Annotated in this window: 16 protein-coding genes; 11 read left to right on the forward strand and 5 right to left on the reverse strand. The window is 64.1% G+C overall.

All coding sequences use genetic code 11. The features are described 5' to 3' along the window. Positions 1–167 precede the first annotated feature (167 nt). Positions 168–950, reverse strand: a complete 783-nt coding sequence (locus tag LB515_RS04685; protein WP_224523141.1) for a helix-turn-helix domain-containing protein — start codon at positions 948–950, stop codon at positions 168–170. Positions 951–1,060: 110 nt separating this feature from the next. On the opposite strand from LB515_RS04685, the gene LB515_RS04690 reads away from it, so the two are divergent. The 10 genes from LB515_RS04690 (at position 1,061) to LB515_RS04735 (ending at position 14,092) form a co-directional block, all read left to right on the forward strand. Beyond that, complete coding sequence (locus LB515_RS04690; protein WP_224706896.1) at positions 1,061–3,202, forward strand: hydantoinase/oxoprolinase family protein; 2,142 nt, start codon at positions 1,061–1,063, stop codon at positions 3,200–3,202. A 14-nt stretch (positions 3,203–3,216) separates the two neighbouring features. Then, positions 3,217–5,412: a hydantoinase B/oxoprolinase family protein gene (locus LB515_RS04695; protein WP_224706897.1), complete on the forward strand. Its 2,196-nt coding sequence runs from the start codon at positions 3,217–3,219 to the stop codon at positions 5,410–5,412. Positions 5,413–5,418: 6 nt separating this feature from the next. Then, a complete protein-coding gene (locus LB515_RS04700) occupies positions 5,419–5,925 on the forward strand; it encodes an acetone carboxylase subunit gamma (RefSeq protein WP_095768577.1) in 507 nt (168 codons plus the stop codon). 8 nt (positions 5,926–5,933) lie between these two features. Further along, positions 5,934–6,704 (forward strand): glucose 1-dehydrogenase, encoded by a 771-nt coding sequence (locus tag LB515_RS04705; RefSeq protein WP_224706898.1) that lies wholly within the window; start codon positions 5,934–5,936, stop codon positions 6,702–6,704. Positions 6,705–6,722: 18 nt separating this feature from the next. After that, a complete protein-coding gene (locus LB515_RS04710; protein WP_224706899.1) occupies positions 6,723–7,550 on the forward strand; it encodes an SDR family NAD(P)-dependent oxidoreductase in 828 nt (275 codons plus the stop codon). An 83-nt stretch (positions 7,551–7,633) separates the two neighbouring features. Then, positions 7,634–8,572, forward strand: a complete 939-nt coding sequence (locus LB515_RS04715; protein ID WP_224523151.1) for an ABC transporter substrate-binding protein — start codon at positions 7,634–7,636, stop codon at positions 8,570–8,572. A 93-nt stretch (positions 8,573–8,665) separates the two neighbouring features. Beyond that, positions 8,666–9,727 (forward strand): glycine betaine/L-proline ABC transporter ATP-binding protein, encoded by a 1,062-nt coding sequence (locus LB515_RS04720; RefSeq protein WP_224706900.1) that lies wholly within the window; start codon positions 8,666–8,668, stop codon positions 9,725–9,727. A 41-nt stretch (positions 9,728–9,768) separates the two neighbouring features. Continuing rightward, on the forward strand, positions 9,769–11,820 hold the full coding sequence (locus LB515_RS04725) for an ABC transporter permease (protein WP_224706901.1): 2,052 nt from the start codon (positions 9,769–9,771) through the stop codon (positions 11,818–11,820). A gap of 255 nt (positions 11,821–12,075) precedes the next feature. Beyond that, positions 12,076–13,152: a pyridoxal phosphate-dependent aminotransferase gene (locus LB515_RS04730; RefSeq protein ID WP_224706902.1), complete on the forward strand. Its 1,077-nt coding sequence runs from the start codon at positions 12,076–12,078 to the stop codon at positions 13,150–13,152. Between the two features lie 22 nt (positions 13,153–13,174). Further along, the gene (locus tag LB515_RS04735) at positions 13,175–14,092 is read left to right on the forward strand and encodes an allantoinase PuuE (protein WP_224523165.1); all 918 of its coding nucleotides are present in this window, start codon (positions 13,175–13,177) and stop codon (positions 14,090–14,092) included. Positions 14,093–14,119: 27 nt separating this feature from the next. On the opposite strand, the gene LB515_RS04740 is transcribed toward LB515_RS04735, so the two are convergent. From LB515_RS04740 to LB515_RS04755, 4 genes are all read right to left on the reverse strand, one after another. After that, positions 14,120–15,022 (reverse strand): SMP-30/gluconolactonase/LRE family protein, encoded by a 903-nt coding sequence (locus LB515_RS04740; RefSeq protein ID WP_224706903.1) that lies wholly within the window; start codon positions 15,020–15,022, stop codon positions 14,120–14,122. Between the two features lie 76 nt (positions 15,023–15,098). After that, entirely contained in the window at positions 15,099–17,516 is a 2,418-nt protein-coding gene (locus LB515_RS04745; protein ID WP_224706904.1) for an FAD-dependent oxidoreductase, read from the reverse strand. Between the two features lie 146 nt (positions 17,517–17,662). Then, positions 17,663–19,318: an ABC transporter substrate-binding protein gene (locus tag LB515_RS04750; RefSeq protein WP_224706905.1), complete on the reverse strand. Its 1,656-nt coding sequence runs from the start codon at positions 19,316–19,318 to the stop codon at positions 17,663–17,665. Between the two features lie 177 nt (positions 19,319–19,495). After that, positions 19,496–20,389, reverse strand: a complete 894-nt coding sequence (locus LB515_RS04755; protein WP_095768685.1) for a LysR substrate-binding domain-containing protein — start codon at positions 20,387–20,389, stop codon at positions 19,496–19,498. Between the two features lie 169 nt (positions 20,390–20,558). Between LB515_RS04755 and LB515_RS04760 the strand changes: the two genes are divergently transcribed. After that, positions 20,559–21,956, forward strand: coding sequence for an MmgE/PrpD family protein (locus tag LB515_RS04760; RefSeq protein ID WP_224706906.1), 1,398 nt, complete (start codon positions 20,559–20,561; stop codon positions 21,954–21,956).

Below are 21,956 nucleotides of genomic sequence, written 5' to 3' on the forward strand. Positions count from 1 at the left end.
TAAGCTGCGGTTGGCGTTTGGGCCGCAAGCGGGCCGGCAGCTTAGGGCAGCGAACCTTCAAGAACGGACATTATTCTCGCATTGTGATCTGGCTCAGAACCGATATCCGGCCGCAAGAGCATTGAATCGATCCGGTTCAGCGATTCGCTGCTCCTGACCGATGTCAGCTACGCTGCTGGGCCCAGATGTTGGAAGAACTGCAGGAACAATTCACGCTCGGTGGTGATGTCGAGCTTTTCATAGATGCGGCGGCGGTGGTTCTTCACCGTGCCGACGGTGATGCCGAGCCGCTCGGCAATGTTGGCGGTGGGATGGCCGGCGAGGATGAGCTGCACCAACTCGCGCTCGCGCGATGAAAGCTCGGGCCAGAGGCTTTCCGGAACTCTGGGCTTCTGCTGCGGCGAGGCGCCGGGACCACTGGGCGCCGAGGTGCGGGAGAAGTCTGAGCCGCGTGCTTTGATGTCCAGCGCATGCAGCGCCTCGAACACCGGCAATCGCTCGGTGAGCAGCGCGATCTCGCTGTCCTTGAACGACACCGTCGAGCGGTCGAGGAAGATGCCGAGGCACCAGTCGCCGCCATCGGCCAGCATGATGCCGACCTCGTCGCAGATTTCCGACTGCGCCAGGAAACCGGCTATGTACTGCCCGCGTTTGGCCTCCTCATTGGCCAGGCCTTTCAGCGGCATGATGCCTAGCCGGCGCTGGCTGCGCCACGAGGCATAGAACGGATCGAAGACGTAGTAATTGTCGAGATAGCGCCGCACCATCTCGTCGGAGAAGCGCCGGTGCTTGACGAATTCCGGCGTCTTGGTCGCCGAGTAGCGCGTCACCGTCACCAGGTCATGCGCGATGTCGGCGCCGATCAGGTCGATCAGGCAGTCGACATGCCGGTCGGTGCCGGTGGCGGCGATCGCCTTGGCCAGCGGCGCCCAGATGTTGCCCATGCGCATGCCCTTTTCTCGGCGAACCCGGCCCAAGCGTCATTGTGTCTTTAGGCATATGGCGCGATCCGGCTTTGGGAATCTAGCCTGCGGTCACTCTCGGCAAGGGAAAGCGACCCGTGGACCAGATTACCACCAACCCAATCGTCATCGGCATCGACGCCGGTGGCACCATGACCGACACGATCCTTGTCGATCAGGACGGCCACTTCAAGATCGGCAAGTCGGCGACCACGCCGAAGAACGAGGCCGAGGGCTTCCTCGCCTCCGCCGAGGATGCGGCCGATGCCTGGGGCATCTCGCTGCAGGACCTGTTCTCAGGCGTCAATGTCGTGCTCTATTCCGGCACCGGTATGCTCAACACGCTGTTGTCGCGCACCGGCCGCAAGCTCGGGCTGATCACCACCAAGGGCCTCGAGGACATGATCCTCATGGGCCGCGGCCTGCAGGCCTGGGCCGACTATTCCTATGCCGACCGCCTGCATGCGGTCACCCATCACCATCCCGATCCGCTGGTGCCGCGCCGCCGCACCCATGGCGTCACCGAGCGCATCGACCAGTTCGGCGACGTCGTCCTGCCGCTCTACGAGCACGAGGTGCATGCGGCCGCCAAGAAGCTGATTGCCGACAAGGTCGAGGCGATCTGCATCATGACCATCTTCTCTCACGTCAATCCGGCGCATGAGAAACGCATTGCCGAGATCTGCCGCGAGGAGATCGCCACCGCCGGCGCCGACATCCTCGTCTACACCAGCCATGAGGTGCGTCCGGTCATCCGCGAGCAGTCGCGGCTGAACTCGGTGCTGATCGAGGCCTACGCCACTTCGCGCGGCCGCAAGCAGCTCAAGGGCATTGAGGACGTCTCCAAGAAATACGGCTTCAAATATGGCGTGCAGACGCTGCTCTCCTTCGGTGGCCTGACCTCGATCGACCATCCGCGCCTGCACGAGACGATGATCTCCGGGCCGATCGGCGGCATTCTCGGCGCGGCCTATGTCGGCAAGCTGATTGGCAACGACTCGCTGATCTGCTCGGATATGGGCGGCACGTCCTTCGACATGGGCGTCATCACGCGCGGCCAGACGCGGATCGAGAACGAACCGCTGATGGACCGCTTCAAGCTCAACGTGCCGACGCTGCATCTCGACACGATCGGCGCTGGCGCCGGCATGATCCTGAAGGTCGACCCGCTGACCCGAAAAGTCTCGCTCGGACCGGAAAGCGCCGGTTCCGATCCCGGCCCGATCTGCTTCGCCAAGGGCGGCACCGAACCAACCATCGCCGATTGCGATGCTATCCTCGGCCGCTTGAACCCGCATTACTTCCTCGGCGGCAAGGTCGTGCTGCAGGTCGAGAAGGCGCGCAAAGCCTTCGAGGAGAAATGCGCCCGCGTTCTCGGCGTCGGTGTCGAGGAAGCTGCCGAAGGCATGATCGACATGCTGGAGGCCGACGCTAACAATGCGCTCCGCCGCGTCATCTCCGGCCAGGGCATTCACCCCTCGGAATTCACGCTTCTGTCCTATGGCGGCTCGGGGCCATTGCATCTCGCCGGCTGCTCCAGGGGCATCGGCTTCAAGGACATCATCACCTTCCAGTTCGCCGCAGCCTTCTCGGCCTTCGGCTGCACCACGGCCGATTTCATGCGCCGCCATTCGGTGTCGACGCAGATCGACATCGGCGCCCGCGCCAGCGATGACGAATTGCAGACCTTTGGCAAGAAGGTGACCAATGTCTGGGACGATCTCACCAAGGCTGCGGTCGACGAAATGATCGCCGACGGCCACAGCCACGACAAGATCAAGACCGTGCCGTTCCTGATGATGCGCTACACCGGCCAGCTCGAGGACGTCGAGGTCATGGCGCCGCTGTCGGCGGTTCGTTCGGCCGACGACATGCGCAAGGTCATCGCCGAGTTCGAGGCGGTCTATGCCAAGGTCAACCACCGCGTCTCGCGCTATGGCGAGGCCGGCTTCTCGATCACCGAGCTCGGGCTGATCGCCACCGCCGACAAGGTCAAGCCGATGCTGGTCAAGCGGCCGCTCGGCAAATCCGATCCGGCGTCCGCCCACAAGGGCGTGCGCGAGGCCTATATCGGGGGCCGCTGGCACAAGGCGAATCTCTACGAGATGGACTTGCTGCAACCCGGCCACGAGGTTGTCGGCCCCGCCATCATCGAACATCCGGCGACGACGCTCGTCGTCCATCCGCAGGATCGCGTCCATGTCGATGAATGGACGCTGCTGCACTACACCCACGCTTGAGAAGGGCGAACGCCATGCTGGACAAACCCGCCTCTGCGCTGCGCATCCGCGAAAGGTTGCTCGAATCCGAACGGCTGATGGACGAGACCGGCTGCTATGACGGCATCACCGAACTCAAGCTGCGCAACCAGGATCCGCTGAAATTCGAGACGCTGCACACCAAATTGCGCGCCTACTGCGTATCGGCCCGCGAGATGGCGCGGCGTATCTCCGCCTCGCCCGGCGTGCGCGAGGTCGGCGAGATGGTCGTCGCGATCTACACGCCGGAAGGCGACGCGATCGCGCTCTCCAACGGCATCATGGTGCATGTGCACACGATGAGCCGGTTCATCAAATGGATGATCCGCAACGGCTACGAGGAAAACCCGCAGATCCGTGATGGCGACATCTTCGCCAACAATGATGCCTTCATCGGCACCGTCCAGGTGCCGGACGTGATGGACGTCGTGCCGATCTTCCACTCCGGCAAGCTGGTCGGCTGGGCGGGCGCGGTCTGCCACGAGCTCGAAGCCGGCGGCATCACGCCGGGCGGCGACGTTGCGCTGGCGCAGGAACGTTTCACCGAGGGCCTCTTCGTCTGCGCCGAGAAGGTCGGCGAGAATGACGAGCTTCGGCGCGACTACGTCATCCGCTGCGAGCGCAATCTCCGCATGCCGATCTACTGGGTGCTGGACGAGAAGGCCAAGGTGGCGTCGTGCATCGACATGCGCGAAAGCGTCAAGGCGCTGATCGACGAGATCGGCCTCGACTACTGGATGCAGGTGTCGAAGGAATTCATCGAGGAGGGCCGCCGCGCCCAGCTCGCCCGCACCCGTCAGCTCACCGTGCCCGGCATCTATCGCGGCCACACTTTTTACGGGCACGTCACCAAGGGCAAGCCCGGCTACCAGCCGCTCGGCGATCCCGACTGGCTCTATAACATGCCGATTGAGATGGAGATCACCACCGACGGCAAGATCGTCATGGACTTCGAGGGCACGCAGCCCTGGGGCTACCATTCGATGAACTGTACGCCGGCCGGCATGGATGGCGGCATGTTCGTGACGCTGACGCAGCACATGAATTTCGAAGGTCTCGTTAATGACGGCGCCTGGATGGCGACCGAACTGAAGCTGCCCAAGGGCACCTGGACCAACCCCGACAACGAGATGGTGGCGACGGCGACTTCCTGGGCGTTGCTTTTGCCCGCCTATGGCGTCTTCCAGCGGCTCCTGTCGCGCTCCTTCATCGCCCGCGGCTTCGTCGAGGAGGCCTTTGTCGGCCAGGTCAACAGCCCGATGATCGAGATGGGGGGCACCAGCCAATACGGCACGCCCTTCGGCATGGCGCATTTCGAATGCGCCGCCGCCGGGTCCGGCGCGCTCGCGATCAAGGACGGCTTGGACACCGCCTATGTCGGCTGGAACCCGGAATCCGACATGGGCAACATCGAGATATGGGAACAGAACATGCCGATGCTCTATATCGGCCGCTCCATCGTCCCCAACTCCGGCGGCGCCGGCAAATATCGCGGCGGCTGCTCCTTCCTGTCGACCTGGCTGGTGAGCAAGACCGATCATCTCAGGCTGGTCACGTCCGAACATTCCTCGCGCGTCTTCGACAATGGCGGGCTTTGCGGCGGCTATCCGGCGCCGACCTGCCAGAAGCACCGCGCAGTGCGCGAGAGCAACATCTTCGAGCTGGCCGAAAATGGCGCGCCGCTGGCCCACCACACCGGCACCAACCCGTACCGCTCGGAGCTGGAAATGCGGCTGGAAGGCGAGCATGTGACGCTCGAAGGGCCATACATCACAGCACCCCACAAAACCGGCGACGTCTTCACCCATTCCTACAATGGCGGCGGCGGTTACGGCGATGTGCTCGAGCGCGATCCGGTCAAGACCGCCTGGGATGTCGAGAACGGCTTCCTCACCAAGGAGGCTGCCGAAGGCATCTTCGGCATCGTGCTCGATGAGGACGAGGAAGGCTTCCCGGTCGCCAATCTGGAGGCCACCAACCGCCATCGTGCCGAGATGCGGGCGCGACGTTTGGCTCGTGCAAAGCCGGTTTCGGAGTGGATCGCCAAGGAGCGCGAGCGGGTGAAGGCGGCCGATTTCGCGCCCGAGGTGAGGAAGATGTATGTCAGCGCGATCAAGCTTTCGCCGCGCTTCACCAAGGATTTTTCGACCTTCTGGGATGTCGACGCCAAATCGACCTTCGGCGTGGAGTAAGGGACCATGACCTCATACAGCAAGGAAGTCATCGCCGACCTGGTTGCCGGCACGCTGCCCTGGCCGCAGACGCGCCGCATCATGAGCGCCTACAAGGACGACGACCGCTTCTTCAAATATGTCTCGGTGCTGCAGGACCGCGTCGGCTGGAGCGATCCGATCCTGCTTCCGGTCGGCGACCATCTCTTCATCTGCCAGAGCGGCGACGAGCGGGTGACGAAATGCGAATGCGGCCATTCCTTCGGCGATTATCGCAAGAACTGGAAGCTGAAGGCGGCGATCATCGTGCGCGACAGCGAGGAGACGCTGCGCGAGATCTACCCCAACAGCGATCTGCCGGATCCGGACTGGATGGAGATCCGCGAATTCATCTGCCCTGAATGTGGCACGCTGCATGAGGTCGAGGCGGCCGCGCCCGGCTATCCGATCGTGCATGATTTCGAGCCCGATCTCGAAGGGTTCTATCGCGATTGGCTGGGCAAGCCGCTGGAGCCGTCGAACAAAGGAGGCTGATGCCGCAAATGGGCCGCGTCGCAGGTAAGGTGGCGCTCGTTACCGGGGCCGGTCTCGGCCTCGGACGGGCGTCGTCGCTTTTGCTGGCGTCGGAAGGCGCCAGGCTCGTCGTCAGCGACATCGACGAGGGCCTCGCGACCCACACGGCGGCCGAGATCGTCAGGGGCGGCGGCGAAGCGCTGGCTCTGCGCCATGACGTCTCGAAGCCCGAGGATTGGTCTGCCGCCATGGCGGCGATCGAGCAGCGCTTCGGCCGGCTCGACGTGCTGGTCAACAATGCCGGCATCGCCATCGCAAAAAACATCGAGGACACCTCACTGGCCGAATGGCGGCGCACCATGGCGATCAACCTCGACGGCGTCTTCCTCGGCTGCCAGGAAGGCATCAAGCTGATGAAGAAATCCGGCGGCGGATCGATCATCAATCTCTCTTCCATCGACGGCGTCATCGGCGAGGCGGATCTTGCCGCCTACTGCGCCTCCAAGGGCGGCGTGCGCACCTTGACCAAAGCGGTGGCCGTACACTGTGCCGAGCAGCGCTACGGCATCCGCTGCAATTCGATCCACCCCGGCTATATCTGGACGCCGCAGACCGAGAATTATCTGCGCGATCTGGGCACGCTCGAGCAGGAGAAGGCGAAGGCGCTGTCGCGCCATCCGATCGGCTTCCTCGGCGAACCCAACGACATCGCCTACATGGTCCTCTACCTCGCCTCGGACGAATCGAAATTCGTCACCGGCTCCGAGATGGTTGTCGACGGAGGCTATCTTGCAGTGTGAACACGGAGCGCGTTCGCGATGACCAACCTCACCGGCCGCAGCGCCATCGTTACCGGCGGCTTTTCCGGCATGGGTTTTGCGATCGCCACGGCGCTCGCCAAGGCCGGCGCCAATGTCGCCGTCGGCTCCTATGTGGCGCCGCCGCAGGCGGACAGGGCGGATGCCGCCTACTATCCCGGCGCCGACGAGATCGAGCGCGTCAAGTCAGCGCTGGCCGCCCACGGCACCAAGGCGCACGCCGCCCATCTCGACGTGCGCGACAGCGCGCTCACCAATCTCTTCTTTGCCGAAGCCCAGGCGGCAGTCGGTCCGGCAGACATCCTGGTCAACGCCGCCGGCACCACGGCCGAGCAACCGGTCTGCGGCCATTCCGACGAGCTCTGGGATAAGATCGTCGACACCAATCTCACCGGGGCGTTCCGTACGACCCGCGCGGTCCTGCCCGGCATGATCGAACGCGGCTGGGGCCGCATCGTCAACATCGGCTCGACCGCGGCTTCCGTCGGCTGGAAGGACAATCCTGCTTACTGCGCATCCAAGGCCGGCCTGCTCGGGCTGACGCGTTGCGTGGCGCTCGAAGGCGCGGCACACGGCGTCACCTGCGTCATGATCAGTCCGACCTGGGTCGAGACCGAGCTGATGCGCCGCAACGTGGCGCAGGTCGTCGAGCGCGAAGGCAAGGGCCGCAGCGCAGAGGAACTGATGGACGAGTTCAGGAAAGGCAATCCCCAGGGGCGCATGATGCAGCCGGAGGAAATCGCGGCGCTCGCCGTCTTCCTTTGCTCGGACCTCGCCAGGGGGATCACCATGGAAAACATCCAGATCACCGGCGGCGCCTTGTGGTAGCGTCGGTGGGGGGCGATGGATTCCGGTCTCGTGGGAGGAGACCGGCATAGACGGAAGGACCATCAACAGACAGGGGAACTGACATGAAAATAAGAAATGCCTTGCAAGGGGCCGGTCTTGGCCTCGCGCTGATGCTTGCCGCAACGACGGCCGGGCAAAGCGCCGATCTTGGCGCGAAGGACGAGCCGATCAAGCTCGCCATGCTGGAATGGACGGGCGCGCACGTCTCCACGCACATCGCAGGCCAGCTTCTGGAGAAGCTCGGCTATAAGGTCGAATACGTCACCGCCGGCAATTTCCCGCAATTTTCGGGCCTCGCCGACGGCTCGCTCAGCGCATCGGTCGAGATCTGGTTGAACAATGTCGGCGACATCTATCCGAAAGTGCTGGCCGCCAAGCAGATCGAGGATATCGGCAAGCTCGATCTGAAGACGCAGGAAGGCTGGATCTATCCGAAATTCATGGAAAAGGTCTGCCCCGGCCTGCCGGACTGGACTGCGCTGAACAAGCCCGAATGCGTGCAGGCATTGGCGACGCCCGAAACCGCGCCCAATGGCCGCTTCCTCGATTACCCGGCCGATTGGGGCTCGCGCGCGGCCACCATCCTTGCCGACAACAACATGCCCTACACCGCTGTGCCGTCGGGCTCCGAAGGCGCGCTGGTGGCCGAGTTGGAAGCCGCCGAAGCCGCCAAGACGCCGCTCATCATGATGTTCTGGGGTCCGCACTACGCGCTGGCCGAGAACGACGTCGGCTGGGTGACGATGCCGCCCTGCAAGGAACAGACCAACGAGCACTGCATCACCCCACCTGATGTCGACAAGATCGTCTGGTCGGGCTTTGGCGCCAAATGGCCGGCGGCCTACGCCTTCCTCAAGGCCTTCAAGATGGATGCGGCCGAGCAGCAGAAGATGATGCTGGCCGTCGACAAGCAAGGCAAGGATCTCGACGCCGTCGTCAAGGAATGGATCGACAAGAACGAGACGGTGTGGAAACCTTGGCTCGACGCCGCCAAAGGATAATTCGCCGATGTGCCTGGCAAAGTCTGAGGGCACCATAGGCCCGGTTTCCGCACTGCGCGGAGCCGGGCGGGCGATCGGCACGGGTGGTTAAGGATGAACACGGCCGCGCGTCCGATAAAGCTTGCCTGCCGAAATGTCTGGAAGGTCTATGGCCGGCGCCCGGCCTATTACTTCGACTCGCGCGGCTATATCATCGATCCCGATGCGCTGGCCGAGCGCCTGCGCGCCGAGGCGCATCTGCCGGCCGTGGTCGATGCCAGCTTCGAGGTGGCGACCGGCGAGATATTCGTCATCATGGGTCTGTCCGGCTCCGGCAAGTCGACCCTGGTGCGCTGCCTGTCGCGCCTGGTCGAGCCGAGCGCCGGCGAGATACTGCTCGACGGTAGGAACCTGCTTGCCGCCAGCGGCAAGGAACTGATCGAGCTGCGCCGCCACGCCATGGGCATGGTGTTCCAGAATTTCGGCCTGCTGCCGCATCTGAACGTGTTGGGCAATGTCGCCTTCCCGCTGAAAATTCAGGGCAAGCCGGCGAAGGAACGCGAGGCCCGCGCCCGCGAGATGATCGCGCTGGTCGGACTCGAAGGCCGCGAGGCATCCTTCCCGCACCAGCTCTCCGGCGGCCAGCAGCAGCGCGTCGGCATCGCCCGTTCGCTTGCGGTGGGGCCGGAGCTCTGGTTTCTCGACGAGCCGTTCTCGGCGCTCGATCCGCTGATCCGCAAGCAGATGCAGGATGAGTTCCTGCGCCTGCAGCGCATGCTGAAGAAGACCATCATCTTCATCACCCACGATATCGCCGAGGCCTTCCGGCTTGCTGACAGGCTGGCGATCATGCGGGCCGGCAAGATCGTGCAAATCGGCCGTCCCGCCGACATCGTGCTCAACCCGGCCGACGACTATGTCGCGCAGTTCACCGAGGACATGCCGCTGTTGCGCGTCATCACGGCCGGCGACATCGCCACGCCCGCCAATGGCGCGCCGTTGCCGGAACGAAGCGTCGTCGCCGACACCAGCCTCGAGGCGCTCATCCCGCAACTCGCCGCGGGCGCCACGGCCTTTACCGTTTCCGGGGTGGGTGACAGCCCGCCGGCGGTGCTCGACGCCAGCGCCGTGCTCGCGGTGCTCGAACGCGAGCAGGCAAGGCGCAAGAACTCATGACGGCGCCGGCGGCGGCATTTCGACCCTCATCGCGGTTCGTGGTGGAACCGGCGCTTCTGCCTTGGTGCGGCCTGGCCGTGCTGACGGCGCTTTGCCTGCTTCTCAAAACCGAGCTTCCCTGGCTGGTCAATTTCCCCAAGCAATGGACGCTGCCGCTGGCTACCTACATCAACGCCGTGACCGACATTGTCGTCGCCGTCATCCAACCGGCCTTCCGGGCGCTGTCCGCTTTGCTCGATGCGCCGATGCGCGGCGCGCGGCTGGCGCTCGCCTGGCTGCCCTGGCCGGCGGTGATGCTGGCGATCGCCGCCCTTGCGCTGAAGTCGAGCGGTGAGCGGTTGGCGATCTTCGCGCTCGCCACGCTCGCCTATATCCTGCTCGCCGGCTACTGGCCGCAGAGCATGAACACGCTGGCGCTGGTGCTGCTGGCGGTGCCGATCTCCACCGTGCTCGGCTTCCTGCTTGGCTTTCTGGGTTACGCCCGCCCGCGCTGGCGTCCGGTCCTGCTCGGCGCGCTCGACCTGATGCAGACGGTGCCGGCCTTCGCCTATCTCATTCCGCTCCTGCTCCTGTTCGGCTTCGGTCCGGTGGTTGGGCTGATCGCCTCGGCGATCTATGCGACGCCGCCGATGGTCCGCAACACCATGCTCGGATTGGACCGTGTGCCGGCGGCCATCAGCGAGGCCGGCTTGATGAGCGGCTGCACACGCCGTCAGCAATTCTGGCAGGTCGAGGTGCCGACTGCGCTGCCGCAGCTTCTCGTCGGCTTCAACCAGACGACCATGGCGGCGCTGTCGATGGTCATCGTCGCCGCCATTATCGGTGGCTTCGAGGATATTGGCTGGGAGGTGCTCTCCTCGATGCGCAAGGCCGAGTTCGGCCAGAGCATCCTCTCCGGCCTCGTCATCGCGCTGCTCGCCATCCTCATCGACCGCCTCACCATCGGCTTCGCGAAGGCGCCGGAGACCGGGCCGACGCCCGCCATGCGCTGGATGACGCCGCGCCGGTTGGCCTTGTCACTGGCGGGTGCGCTGGCTCTCGCCGTGGTCATCCGATTGGCCGCGCCAGATGCGGCGCTTCTGCCGGAAACCGGTCTGCGCATGCAGATGGGCGCCGTCAACCAATGGCTGCTGGTGCTCGTGCGCGACTACGCCTGGTTCTTCAACGGCGTGCGCAATGCGGTGCTCTACTGCCTGCTTCTGCCGATGCGCGTCGGCATTGCCGGCTCGGCGACGCCGGCAATGTGGGGCTTCACATTGCCATTTTCGGTGCTCGCCGCCTATCTCGTCCTGGTGCTGGCCTTGGCCGTGTTGGCGCTGCGCGGCTTCGGTTGGCGCGGGGCGCTGGCCGTGCTGGCCGCCGGCCTTGTTCTCTATACCGGCTTTCTCGATCTCCCCTGGCCTGCCTTCATCCTTGCCGTCGCGTTGCTTGCCGGCCAGGTGGCCGGGCCGCGGCTCGGTTTTTTCGCGCTTGTCGGCTTCGGGCTGATCCTGGTCAACGGGCTGTGGCCGCAACTTGTGCAGTCGCTCTATCTCTGCACGCTGGCGGTCCTGCTCTGCCTTCTGATCGGCGGCGCGCTCGGCACATGGGCGGCGCACAGCGATCGAGTCTCGCATATCCTGAAGCCGATCTGCGACGCGCTGCAGACGATGCCGCAATTCGTCTTCCTCATCCCGGCGCTGATGTTCTTCAAGGTGGGCGAGTTCACGGCGCTGATCGCCATCATGCTCTACGCCATCGTGCCGCCGATCCGCTATGTCGAGCACGGGCTGCGGCATGTCCGTCCCGATGTCGTCGAGGCGGTCGAGCAGATGGGCGCGACGCCGATGCAGACCTTGCTGCAGGCCAAGCTGCCGCTGGCTTTGCCGGTCGTCATGCTTGGCCTCAACCAGACCATCATGGCGGCGCTGTCGATGCTGGCAATCGCCGCGCTCGTCGGCACGCGCGATCTTGGCCAGGCAGTCTATGTCGCGCTCGGCAAGGCCGACGCCGGCATGGGCCTGATCGCCGGCCTGTCGATCGCCTTCCTGGCGATCCTCGCCGACCGGCTGATCCAGGCGGGCGTCAGCGGCAGGACCGACGAAGTCAGCTGAATCTGACGCCACAAAGCCGCGAAACCGCTAAGTTCTTGAAAAACAACATGATTGGCCCGGAGGCGCCGATAGCGGAGACTTCAGGCCGGCCTATGTGATCCAAGAAAAGAGCCTGGACATGGCCCCTCCCATGGGCCAGATTCCCGCAGTCATTGCACCGGCTAATTTTGCTTTGCGGCTTGGTCGCGGTGCCATAGCTTCCGTTCCGGAAGACCTTGCCGACAAATTTGGTCGCCAGACCTGCATGGATATGCCGTGCCTCTGAAAGCAACTACCCATGTCCAGGCCATGTCCGCTTTTGCCTTGGCGAATTTCGGTGGCTTCGACCGGCCCACGCTAGCCCAGAACGAGAGCGCCTTCCCGCCTAGCCCGAAGGCAATCGAAGCCGGCCGGGTCGCTGTGGCCCGCAGCCATCTCTACCCGGACCCGGACTGGACCTTGCTGCGCGACGCGATCGCAAAAACCTATGGGATCGAGCGCGATCTCATCCTTTGCGGCGCGGGTTCTATGGAGCTAATCGCCTGCACCATCGCGGCCTTCGCCGGACCGGGCGCTGACGTGCTGGGTACGGACTATGCCTATAATTTCGCCGCCTCGGCGGCCGCGCGCGTCGGGGCGACCTATGCCAAAGCGCAGGAGCGCGGCTTTGAGGTCTCGATCGACGCCGTCCTGGCGGCGGTGACGTCGGGGACGCGTATCGTGTTCGTCTGCAATCCGGGCAACCCGACCGGCACGCGCATCAAGAACGCGGAGCTGCTGCGCCTGCGCGCGGCCCTTCCCCGCGACGTTCTCCTGATGGTCGACCAAGCCTATGGCGAATTCGACGATCAGGATCCGCAAGCCGCCTTCGCGCTGGCCGGGCGCGGCGACACCGTCATCCTGCGTAGTCTGTCCAAGGCATATGGGCTGGCCGGCGCGCGCATCGGCTGGGGCTTGTTCGCGCCGCGGATCGCCGCCGAGGTGCGCAAGATGCAGAACTCCAACCAGGTCTCGACGGTGAGCCTCGCCATGGCCGTTGCGGCGCTAGAGGACCAAGCCTATACGCGCGCAATCGTAACCCGCACCGCCGACATTCGCGACCGCTTCGCGCAAGGCTTGCGAGCGGCCGGATACGAAGTACCCGAAAGCCGGACCAATTTCGTCCTGATCCGCTTTGCCGACGCGGCGGCAGCGGCCGCTGCCGACAGTGCCCTGCGCGGCGTCGACATTATCGTGCGCGGCCTCTCCGGTTACGGCCTGACCGACTGCCTGCGTATCACGATCGGGCCGCAGGAAGTCATGGACCGCGCGCTGCGTATCCTGGGCGCCCTGCGCGGCCGGCAATGCTGGTAAGGGCTTCATCCGAGGGGATTTCATGACGTCAGACGCACCGTACCTGCCCGCTCGCGATTTCATCGGCTATGGCGAGCGGCCTCCGCCGGCCGAGTGGCCCGGCGGCGCAAAATTGGCGCTCAACATCGTCGTCAATTACGAGGAAGGTGCGGAATACTCGATCGGTGAAGGCGACGGCGTCTCCGAAACGATCCTGTCCGACCTTGCCGTCGCGCCCGCCGTGCCGGGGCTGCGCAACCGCAACATGGAATCGCTTTATGAATACGGTTCGCGTGTCGGCGTCTGGCGGCTCATCTCGCTGTTCCGGGACAAGGGCGTCATCCCGACCTTCTACATTGTCGGGCGCGCGCTTGAGATCAACCCGGCGGCTGGCAAGGCGATCGCAGCACTTGGCAGCGACATCGTCTGCCACGGCTGGCGCTGGATCGACTACGCCCCGCTCAGCGAGGAGGAAGAGCGCCAGCACATCGCCATGACGGTGGACACGGTGCGAAACATCACCGGCATCGATCCCCTCGGGTGGTACACCGGCCGGCCAAGCCTCAACACGAGAAGGCTGGTAGTCGAGCATGGCGGCTTCCTGTTCGACTGCGACGACTACAATGACGACCTGCCCTATTTCGTCGATGTCGGCGCCAAGCGGCACCTCGTCGTGCCGCACAGCTTCGACAACAATGACAGCCGCTTTTCGCGCGGTTCAGGCTTGGAGACCGGTAGCCAGTTCTTCGACTATGTCAGCGACGGCGTCGACTGGCTGCTGAAGGAAGGCCAGAAGACCCCGCGCATGATGACGGTGTCGCTGCATTGCCGGCTGGCGGCGCGGCCGGGGCGAATGGTCGGGCTGGATCGCTTCCTCGACAAGATCACCGCCAATCCCGACATCTGGGTCTGCCGCCGCTCCGACCTCGCCCGCCACTGGCTGGACCGGTTCGGCGGCTAAGCCACCGAGCCGTTACCAGCGAAGTCTCTATTTATTCGGCACCTCATAGACCTTGCCGTGCCAGGGTGCTGCATCGATCTGGTCGAGCGCCATCACATAAAGCACCTTCTCGTCCGGTCCGAAGGCGAAGTTCGGCATCGACGGCGACGGCACCGAAAGCGTGCGCAAGAGCTTTGCGTCTTTGTCCACGACGATGATCTTGCCTGGCGAGTCGAGCGAGCGCGGGCTCTGGCCGATATACATCTCGCCTTCTTTGTCCATCTTGATGCCGTCGGGCCAGATATGCGGCTGGTTCGGGAACAGATCGTCGAGCCGCAGGAACACGCGGCGGTTGCTCAAGGTGTGGTCGGACGAAACGTCGAACTGGATGATCCGGTTGTCCTCGGTCTCGACCAGATAGAGGATCTTGCCGTCATTCGACATGACAAGGCCGTTGGCATTGTGCAGGTCGCCGGCGACCTTCTTCACGCTGCCGTCCTTGCCGATGTAATAGGCCGAAGCGTCGATCAGCGGACCGCCCTTGCCGGAGCCCGTGAAATAGACGCCACCATCCTTGTCCGGTGCGAAATCGTTCGGTCCGCTGAACGGCTTGCCGTCCGTGTCCTTGTCATAGGCAGGCAGCGTCTTGCCGTCGGCCGAGATGCGGCCGATCGTGTTGTTGTCGTAGCAGGTGACGAGGAACTCGCCGGTGGTGGTCGGCAGCACGGCCGAGGGGCCGCAGCCATCCATCTTCCAGAAAATGTCGTTCTTCTTGCCGTCCCAGACAGTGACCGTGCCGCGGCCATATTCGACGTAAAACAGCTTGTCCTGATACCAGATCGGACCTTCGGCGAACCACGCTTCGTCGTTGACCACCTTGATGTCGGCCGCCTGTGCGGCGGACGTCAGGACCAGGGCAAGCATCGTGCCCAGCAAATGCCGTTTGATCATGCGATTCCCCTCTGTTTTGGTTGTTGGAAGTCCTCTTCGACTCTCGTGTGCTCCCAGTGGCCGGGCGTTCGCGGGCTTACGACCGCAGCCGCTTGCCCTCCGGGTCGAAGGGCGGGTGTGCAAGCAGCACCGCGTCATGCGGCCTGCCCAGTATGGCGACAGTCACCTTGTCGCCGGCCTTGGCGGTTCCGGCCTTGACGTAGCCCATCGCCAGCGACTGAGCGACGAAATAGCCATAGGCGCCCGATGACACCTGGCCGATCGGCGTGCCGTCCGGCAGGAAGATCGGCTCGCCGCCGGTGGCGTCCGCGTCCTTGGCCGACACGGAAAGCATGATGAGTTCATCCCGCGCCGGCTTATCGGCGACGGCGAGATAGGCGTCGCGGTTGAGGAATTGCTTGTCCGTCTTGATCAGGCGATCGAGCTTGACCTCCTGCGGCCAGTATTCCGGCGAGTATTCGCGGCTCCAGCTGCCATAGCCCTTTTCGACGCGCAGCGACATCAGCGCCCGTGAGCCGACCGGCCCGGCGCCGACTTCCGCGCCCGCCTTGAGCAGCGCGCGGTAGAGCTCGACCTGGTCGGCCGACTTGCAGTGCAGCTCCCAGCCAAGATCGCCGGTGAAGGAAACCCTCAACGCCACGACATCGACGCCGGCGACGGTGATCTGCCGCGAGCGCATGAACGGGAAGGCCTCGTTCGACAGATCATCATTGGTGAGCCGCTGCAGGAGCTCGCGCGATTTCGGGCCGGCGACGTTGAAGCCGCCGAGATCCTCGGTACGCGAGCGGAAGGTCGTGCCTTCCGGCAGCGGCACCGATTTGAAGAAGCGCTGGTGGAAGCGTTCGGCCATGCCCGAGCCGATCACCATGAACTCGTCTTCCGCCAGCCTGGTCACGGTGAAGTCGCCGGCAATGCCGCCGCGCTTGCCGATCAGCGGCGTCAGGCAAGAGTTGCCGACCTTGGCCGGCATGCGATTGGCGAAGAGCGCGTTCAGCCAGGCTTCCGCGTCCGGCCCCTTTATCTCGTATTTGGCAAAATTGGAGATGTCGATGATGCCGGCATACTCGCGCAGCATACGCGCCTCGCGGCCGACCGGCCCCCACCAGTTCTGGCGCGTGAAGCCGATCGTTTCCTCGCGCGGCTCGCCCTCGGCCGCGAACCACAGCGGGTGCTCCCAGCCGAAATTGAGGCCGAACACGGCGCCCATCTCCTTCTGCATCACGTAAACCGGCCGTGTCCGCACCGGACGGCCGGCGGCGCGCTCCTCGTTCGGGAAATGGATCTTGAAACGGTGGCTGTACTGGTCCTGCACGCGCGCCTTGGTGAAGGCCTTGCCGGCCCAATGGCCGAAGCGCGCCATGTCCCAGCCGAACATGTCGAGCGAAGGCTCGCCCTCGATCATCCACTCGGCGGCGAGCTTGCCCATGCCGCCCGATTGCGAGAAGCCGGGGATGATGCCGTTGCAGCAGAAATAATTGCTGAGCTCTGGCGCCGGCCCGAACAGCACCGCGCTGTCGGGCGACCAGATCATCGGACCGTTTATCACCTTCTTGACACCGGCGGCGGCCGCCGCCGGAACGCGCTGGATGGCGCGCATCATGTTTTCCTCGATGCGGTCGAGATCGTCGGGAAACAGCTCATGGCCGAAATCCATCGGCGTGCCGTCCTCGGCCCAGAATTTCATGTTGCGCTCGTAGGCGCCGATCAGCAGCCCGAGGCCTTCCTGGCGCAGATAATATTCGCCATCGCGGTCGGCGACCGACGGCAGGCGTCGGCCCATCGAGGCGATTTCCGGAATGGTTTCGGTGACGAAATACTGGTGCTCGGTCGGGATCAGCGGGAGTTGCAGCCCGGCCATGGCGGCGACCTCCCTGCCCCACAGGCCGGCGGCGTTGACTACCCATTGGGTGCGGATATCGCCCTTTGGCGTGCGCACGATCCAGCTGCCGTCCGCTTGCGCCTCGGTCGCCGTGACCGGGGTGAAGCGATGGATTTCCGCGCCGCGCTGCCGCGCCCCCGCGGCGTAAGCCGCCGTCACGCCCGACGGATCGACATTGCCGCCCTCCGGCTCATACATGACGCAGCGAATGCCGTCGAAATCGACCAGCGGATGCAGTCGCTCCGCTTCGTCGCGACCGACCTCGTAGAAGTTCATCTTGTAGCGCCGCGCCTTGGCTTCCTGCAGCCGCAGTTGATGCTCGCGGGCCTCGGTCTGGGCCAGATAGAGCGAACCCGGCTGGAAGATACCGCAGCCCTGGCCGGTCTCCGCTTCCAGCTCCTTGTAGAGCGCCATCGTGTAGTGCTGCAGCCGGCTGATATTGGTGGAATCATGCAGGCCGTGGATGTTGGCGGCCGCGTGCCAGGTCGAACCGGAGGTCAGCTCGCTGCGTTCCAGAAGCACGACATCCGTCCAGCCGAACTTGGCGAGATGATAGAGGATCGAGCAGCCGATCAGACCACCGCCAATGACAACGGCTTGTGCATGAGTACGCATATCGAGATTTCATCCCTTTGTTCGGCGACTTTGCTTCGCGCTCTTTGGCAGCGCTTTGGCATTTCAATTAGCTGACTGATCGGTCGCAGTCGCCAGCGAATTCAGGGGCGCAAACCGCGCCCCTGAATGGTGTTTGAGCTGCCGGTCTAGGCCCTATCCAACCAGACCTTGTCGAGCTGCAGTTCGAACGTCTGGTGCATGCCGAGGTTCTTCACATAGGTGGCGTGGTGGCGGTAGAGCGAGCGCCAGAACGCTTGGACGAGGATGCCGGAGTCCTGCAGGATGAACTCCACGTCTTTCATCAGCTCCTTGCGCTTGGCCGGGTCGGCGATGGCCATGGCTTCGTTGAGCTTCTTGTCGAACTCCGGATTGGCGTAGCCGGACTCGTTCCACGCTTCACCGCTGCGATAGGCGATCGCCAGCACCTGCACCCCCAGCGGCCGCATGCCCCAGTCGGTGGTCGACCACGGATATTTCGTCCAGTCGTTCCAGAACGAGGAGCCCGGGATGATGGTGCGCTTGACCTTGAATCCGGCGTCGCGCATCTGCGCAGCGACGACATCGGCCGGGTCCTTCACATAGTCGGCGTCGTAGGAGATCAGCTCGAATTCGTGATCCGTCTGGCCGGCCTCGGCCATCAGCGCCTTTGCCTTGGCCAGGTCGCGCGGGACTTTGGGCAGTTCGTAATATTCCGGATGGATCGGGCAGACATGATGGTTTTCGGCGATCTGCCCCAGGCCGCTATAGCCGAGTTTCAGCACCGTCTCGTTGTCGACCGCAAGCTGGATGGCGTTGCGCACGCGCTTGTCGTCATAGGGCTTGTTGGTCACGTTGGTGCGCAGCACGATCGTGCCGGCGGTGACAACCTGCTCCTTGACCAGGCCCATGCTGTCATAGAGATCGACCGTGCCGCCGACCGTCTGGTAGTTGCAGTCGATCTCGCCGGCCTCGAAGGCGCTGCCGATGGCGGGGTTGGATGCGTCCGATCCGTAGTCGATCCAGTCGACGCCGTCGAGATAGGGCTCGCCGCCGAACCAGGTGAAATCCTTGCGCCGCCGCACCGAGGCGGACTCGCCGACCTTGTAGGAGATCAGCTCATACGGGCCGGTGCCAGGCGTCTTCAGCATATTGGCGCCGTTCTTGTCGAAGTCGCGATGGACGATAACCGCCGGATAGTCGGAGAAGCCCGGGATGATGGTGACATCGGACTGATTGCATTTCAGCTTCACCGTATGGTCGTCGACCTTGGTGATGGCGCCTTTGGTAGCTTTTTTCGTAGCGGCGTCGATCAGCGAGCCCATGCGCCCGGCCATCGAGTTGCCCTCGGCCGCCTTATCGCACCAGCGCTCGATGTTGTAGACGATGTCGTCGGCGTTGAAGTCGTCGCCATTCGACCATTTCACGCCCTTGCGCAGATGCAGCGTGTATTCGGTGGCGTCGTCGCTCACCTCCCAGCTCTCGACCAAATGGCCCTCGAAGGTGAAGTCGGTGGTGTAGCGGATCATGTAATCGTTGCACTGGCGCATGACATTGGCGATTTCCGACCAGTCCCAGGCGCGCGGATCCTTCATGTCCTTGATGATCATCTGCATCTTCAGGATGCCGCCCTTCTTGCCGGGCCCGGCTGCCGAGGCCTTGGCCGGCTCCATCCCTGCCATCGCATAGGCAAGCGCCGTTGAAGCACCCATCACGCTTGCCATGGCTAGGAATTCGCGGCGGTCCATCCGCCCGCCTTTGACTTCAGCTGCGTAGCTTTCGATGACCGCCGGCACGCGGTCACCGTTGCTCTTGAACATTGTCATCGTTGTTCTCCGGTTCAGGGCTTTCCGCCCGTTGCATTCCCCTTGCGGCTCAGCATGTTAGGGGTGATGCAAAAATCGCGGAAGGGCTCGACCCTTCACAAACCGCAGAAAACCGGCCCTTGAGGCCTAAAAAAACAAGGGCATTGGCTAGCTAAATTTTTGAAGGAGCGGATAGCCCTATGGTCGGGCGGCGTCTTCCTTGGCCCTGGACAAGATCCATTCCCTCACTGTTCGGGCGATATTTCCCTTCGAAAGCTGGCTCTCGGTGAGATAGTAATTCCAGGGACTTGGCGGCCGCACCGGAAACGGCTCGACGAGAAGCCCGCGGCGCATATAGGCATGCGCCAGCGAGCGCTGCGTGGCAACGAGCCCCGCCCCCATCGCGGCGAGCTCGAGCGCGATGTTGGAGGCGTTGGTCGACAGGCCCTTGTCATGGTCCTCCATGTCAACGCCGAGCGCCTCGGTCACCGCCTGCCAGTATTCCTGGCGGCCATGCACGAAGATCCAGTCCACCTTTAGCATGTCCTGCGGCGTCTTCAGCGCATGCTCGCCCTCGAGCAAGGCAGGGGCGCAGAGCAGCACCAGTTCGTCGTTCCAGAGCGGGATCGCCGCCGGCGGCCTGTCATCGAAACGCCGCGTGGAGATTGTGATGTCGGCGATCTGCTCGTTCAGATCCTCCCAGATCGTGCCGTGCAGGACGATCTCGATCTCAGGATGCCTCTTGCGGAAGGCGGCCATGCAGCCCGCCAGCCAGTTTTCCGCAAGGCTCATCGGGCACGAAACCACGACTGTCCGGTTGCGAGAGGACGCGACGATCGCCTCAGTCGCCTGGTCGATCTGATCGAGCGCCTGGCGCAAGGTCGGCAGGAACGCCTCCCCCATCTCGGTCAACTTCAGGCTGCGCGGATAGCGGATGAACAGCTGCCGGCCGATATAATGTTCGAGCGCGCGCACATGCGTGCTGACCGCGGCTTGCGTGTAGCCCAGTTCCTTGGCAGCGGTGGTAAAGCTCAGATGCCTGGCCGAGCTCTCGAACGAGCGGATATAGTTCAAGGGGGGTGGCGGCTTCATCCCGGTCTCCTGTTCCACAGTTGCCTAGCTATCGCATGGGCAACCGGGCGTTCAATCGCAGACAAGCGACATGGCATCAATATTTTTGGCCAAAGCCGCCAAACTAATCGCGTGCCTGCGCGATGAACCCAATTTAATGATGTTGTGAGAAGACAGGGGAGATAAGCGCGTGGCTGTGCCGTCATACCGGCGTGAGGGGCCTGTCGTCAGTTCCGATACGTTCACACGCCTGGCCGATTTCGTGCTGCGGCGTCCAGCTTCCGTCTTCCCTCAGCCGGTGCTCGAACAGGCCCGTTACCTCCTGCTCGACACGCTGGGCATCGCCGTTGCGGCAGGACCGATGGAGGCCGGCCGCATCGCCCGCGACGCCGCCGTCCTGCTCTATGGCTCGGGCGACCCGCAATATTCCGCCCGCATGCTGTTCGACGGACGGCGCGCCAGCATTGCCGGCGCGGCCTATGCCGTCGCCACGCAGATCGACAATCTCGACGCCCACGACGGCTACAGCCCCACCAAAGGCCATATCGGCGTGGCGGTCGTGCCGGCGCTTGCAGCACTCGCGGAGGGGAGGCCCGACCTCACCGGGCCGGAGGCGCTGGCGTCCCTGGTCGTCGGCTACGAAATCGCCGGCCGGGCCGGCATCGCCTTGCATGCGACGGTGAGCGACTATCATACCTCCGGCGCCTGGAACGCCCTGGGCGTTGCGGCGATCGCGGCACGGCAGCGGCGGCTCGACGAAACGCAACTGCGCGAGGCGCTGGGCATTGCCGAGTATCATGGCCCGCGCAGCCAGATGATGCGCGAGATCGCCACGCCAACAATGCTGCATGACGGCTCCGGCCTCGGCGCTCTCGTCGGCCTCTCCGCGGCTGTGCTGGCCGAACGCGGCTTCACCGGCGCGCCGGCGATCACGGTAGAGGCGCCGGAGGTCGCGGCGCATTGGCAGGACCTCGGCGTCTTCTGGCAGTCGCTCCATCAATACCTTAAACCCTACCCGATCTGCCGTTGGGCACATGCGGCCATTGATGCCGTGCGTGGACTTTGCCTGGCGCACAACCTTGCCCCGTCCGACATCGGCCATGTCCAGGTCAACAGCTTCCACTATGCCGCAACGCTCTTCGACGGCATGCCGGACACGACCTCGAAGGCGCAATACAGCCTGCGCTTCGCCGTGGCGACCTTCATCCTCCATCGGCGCATCGGGCTCGAGCATATTTCCGGCTCCGGGCTCGTGGACGCCGCGGTCGCGGACATGCTGACGCGCATCACCGTGACCGAAACCGAACGCCACAGCGCCCGCTTCCCGGCCGGCCGCTGGGCCGACGTCGTCATCACGACGACGGACGGACGTGTGCTGGCGTCCGGCGACGTGCATGCGCGCGGCGGCCCGGAAGCGCCGATGACCAGGCAGGACGTCGAGGCCAAATACATGGAGTTCGCCGCGCCCGTGCTCGGATCTAGCCGCGCCGCTGCGATCCGCGACGCGGTGCTTTCGCTCGACGACCGCAACAGCCGCTTCTCCGATCTGTCGGCGCTGCTCTACGATCCTCCCAAGATTTCGAGCTGA

Origin of the sequence: Mesorhizobium sp. CA15, from assembly GCF_020165215.1 — a bacterium.
GTDB lineage: Bacteria > Pseudomonadota > Alphaproteobacteria > Rhizobiales > Rhizobiaceae > Mesorhizobium.

Coding starts and splice junctions, on each gene's coding strand:
- LB515_RS04685 (WP_224523141.1), bottom strand. CDS start 950: ATGCGCATGGGCAACATCTGGGCGCCGCTGGCCAAGGCGATCGCCGCC.
- LB515_RS04695 (WP_224706897.1), top strand. CDS start 3,217: ATGCTGGACAAACCCGCCTCTGCGCTGCGCATCCGCGAAAGGTTGCTC.
- LB515_RS04700 (WP_095768577.1), top strand. CDS start 5,419: ATGACCTCATACAGCAAGGAAGTCATCGCCGACCTGGTTGCCGGCACG.
- LB515_RS04705 (WP_224706898.1), top strand. CDS start 5,934: ATGGGCCGCGTCGCAGGTAAGGTGGCGCTCGTTACCGGGGCCGGTCTC.
- LB515_RS04710 (WP_224706899.1), top strand. CDS start 6,723: ATGACCAACCTCACCGGCCGCAGCGCCATCGTTACCGGCGGCTTTTCC.
- LB515_RS04715 (WP_224523151.1), top strand. CDS start 7,634: ATGAAAATAAGAAATGCCTTGCAAGGGGCCGGTCTTGGCCTCGCGCTG.
- LB515_RS04720 (WP_224706900.1), top strand. CDS start 8,666: ATGAACACGGCCGCGCGTCCGATAAAGCTTGCCTGCCGAAATGTCTGG.
- LB515_RS04735 (WP_224523165.1), top strand. CDS start 13,175: ATGACGTCAGACGCACCGTACCTGCCCGCTCGCGATTTCATCGGCTAT.
- LB515_RS04740 (WP_224706903.1), bottom strand. CDS start 15,022: ATGATCAAACGGCATTTGCTGGGCACGATGCTTGCCCTGGTCCTGACG.
- LB515_RS04745 (WP_224706904.1), bottom strand. CDS start 17,516: ATGCGTACTCATGCACAAGCCGTTGTCATTGGCGGTGGTCTGATCGGC.
- LB515_RS04750 (WP_224706905.1), bottom strand. CDS start 19,318: ATGACAATGTTCAAGAGCAACGGTGACCGCGTGCCGGCGGTCATCGAA.
- LB515_RS04755 (WP_095768685.1), bottom strand. CDS start 20,389: ATGAAGCCGCCACCCCCCTTGAACTATATCCGCTCGTTCGAGAGCTCG.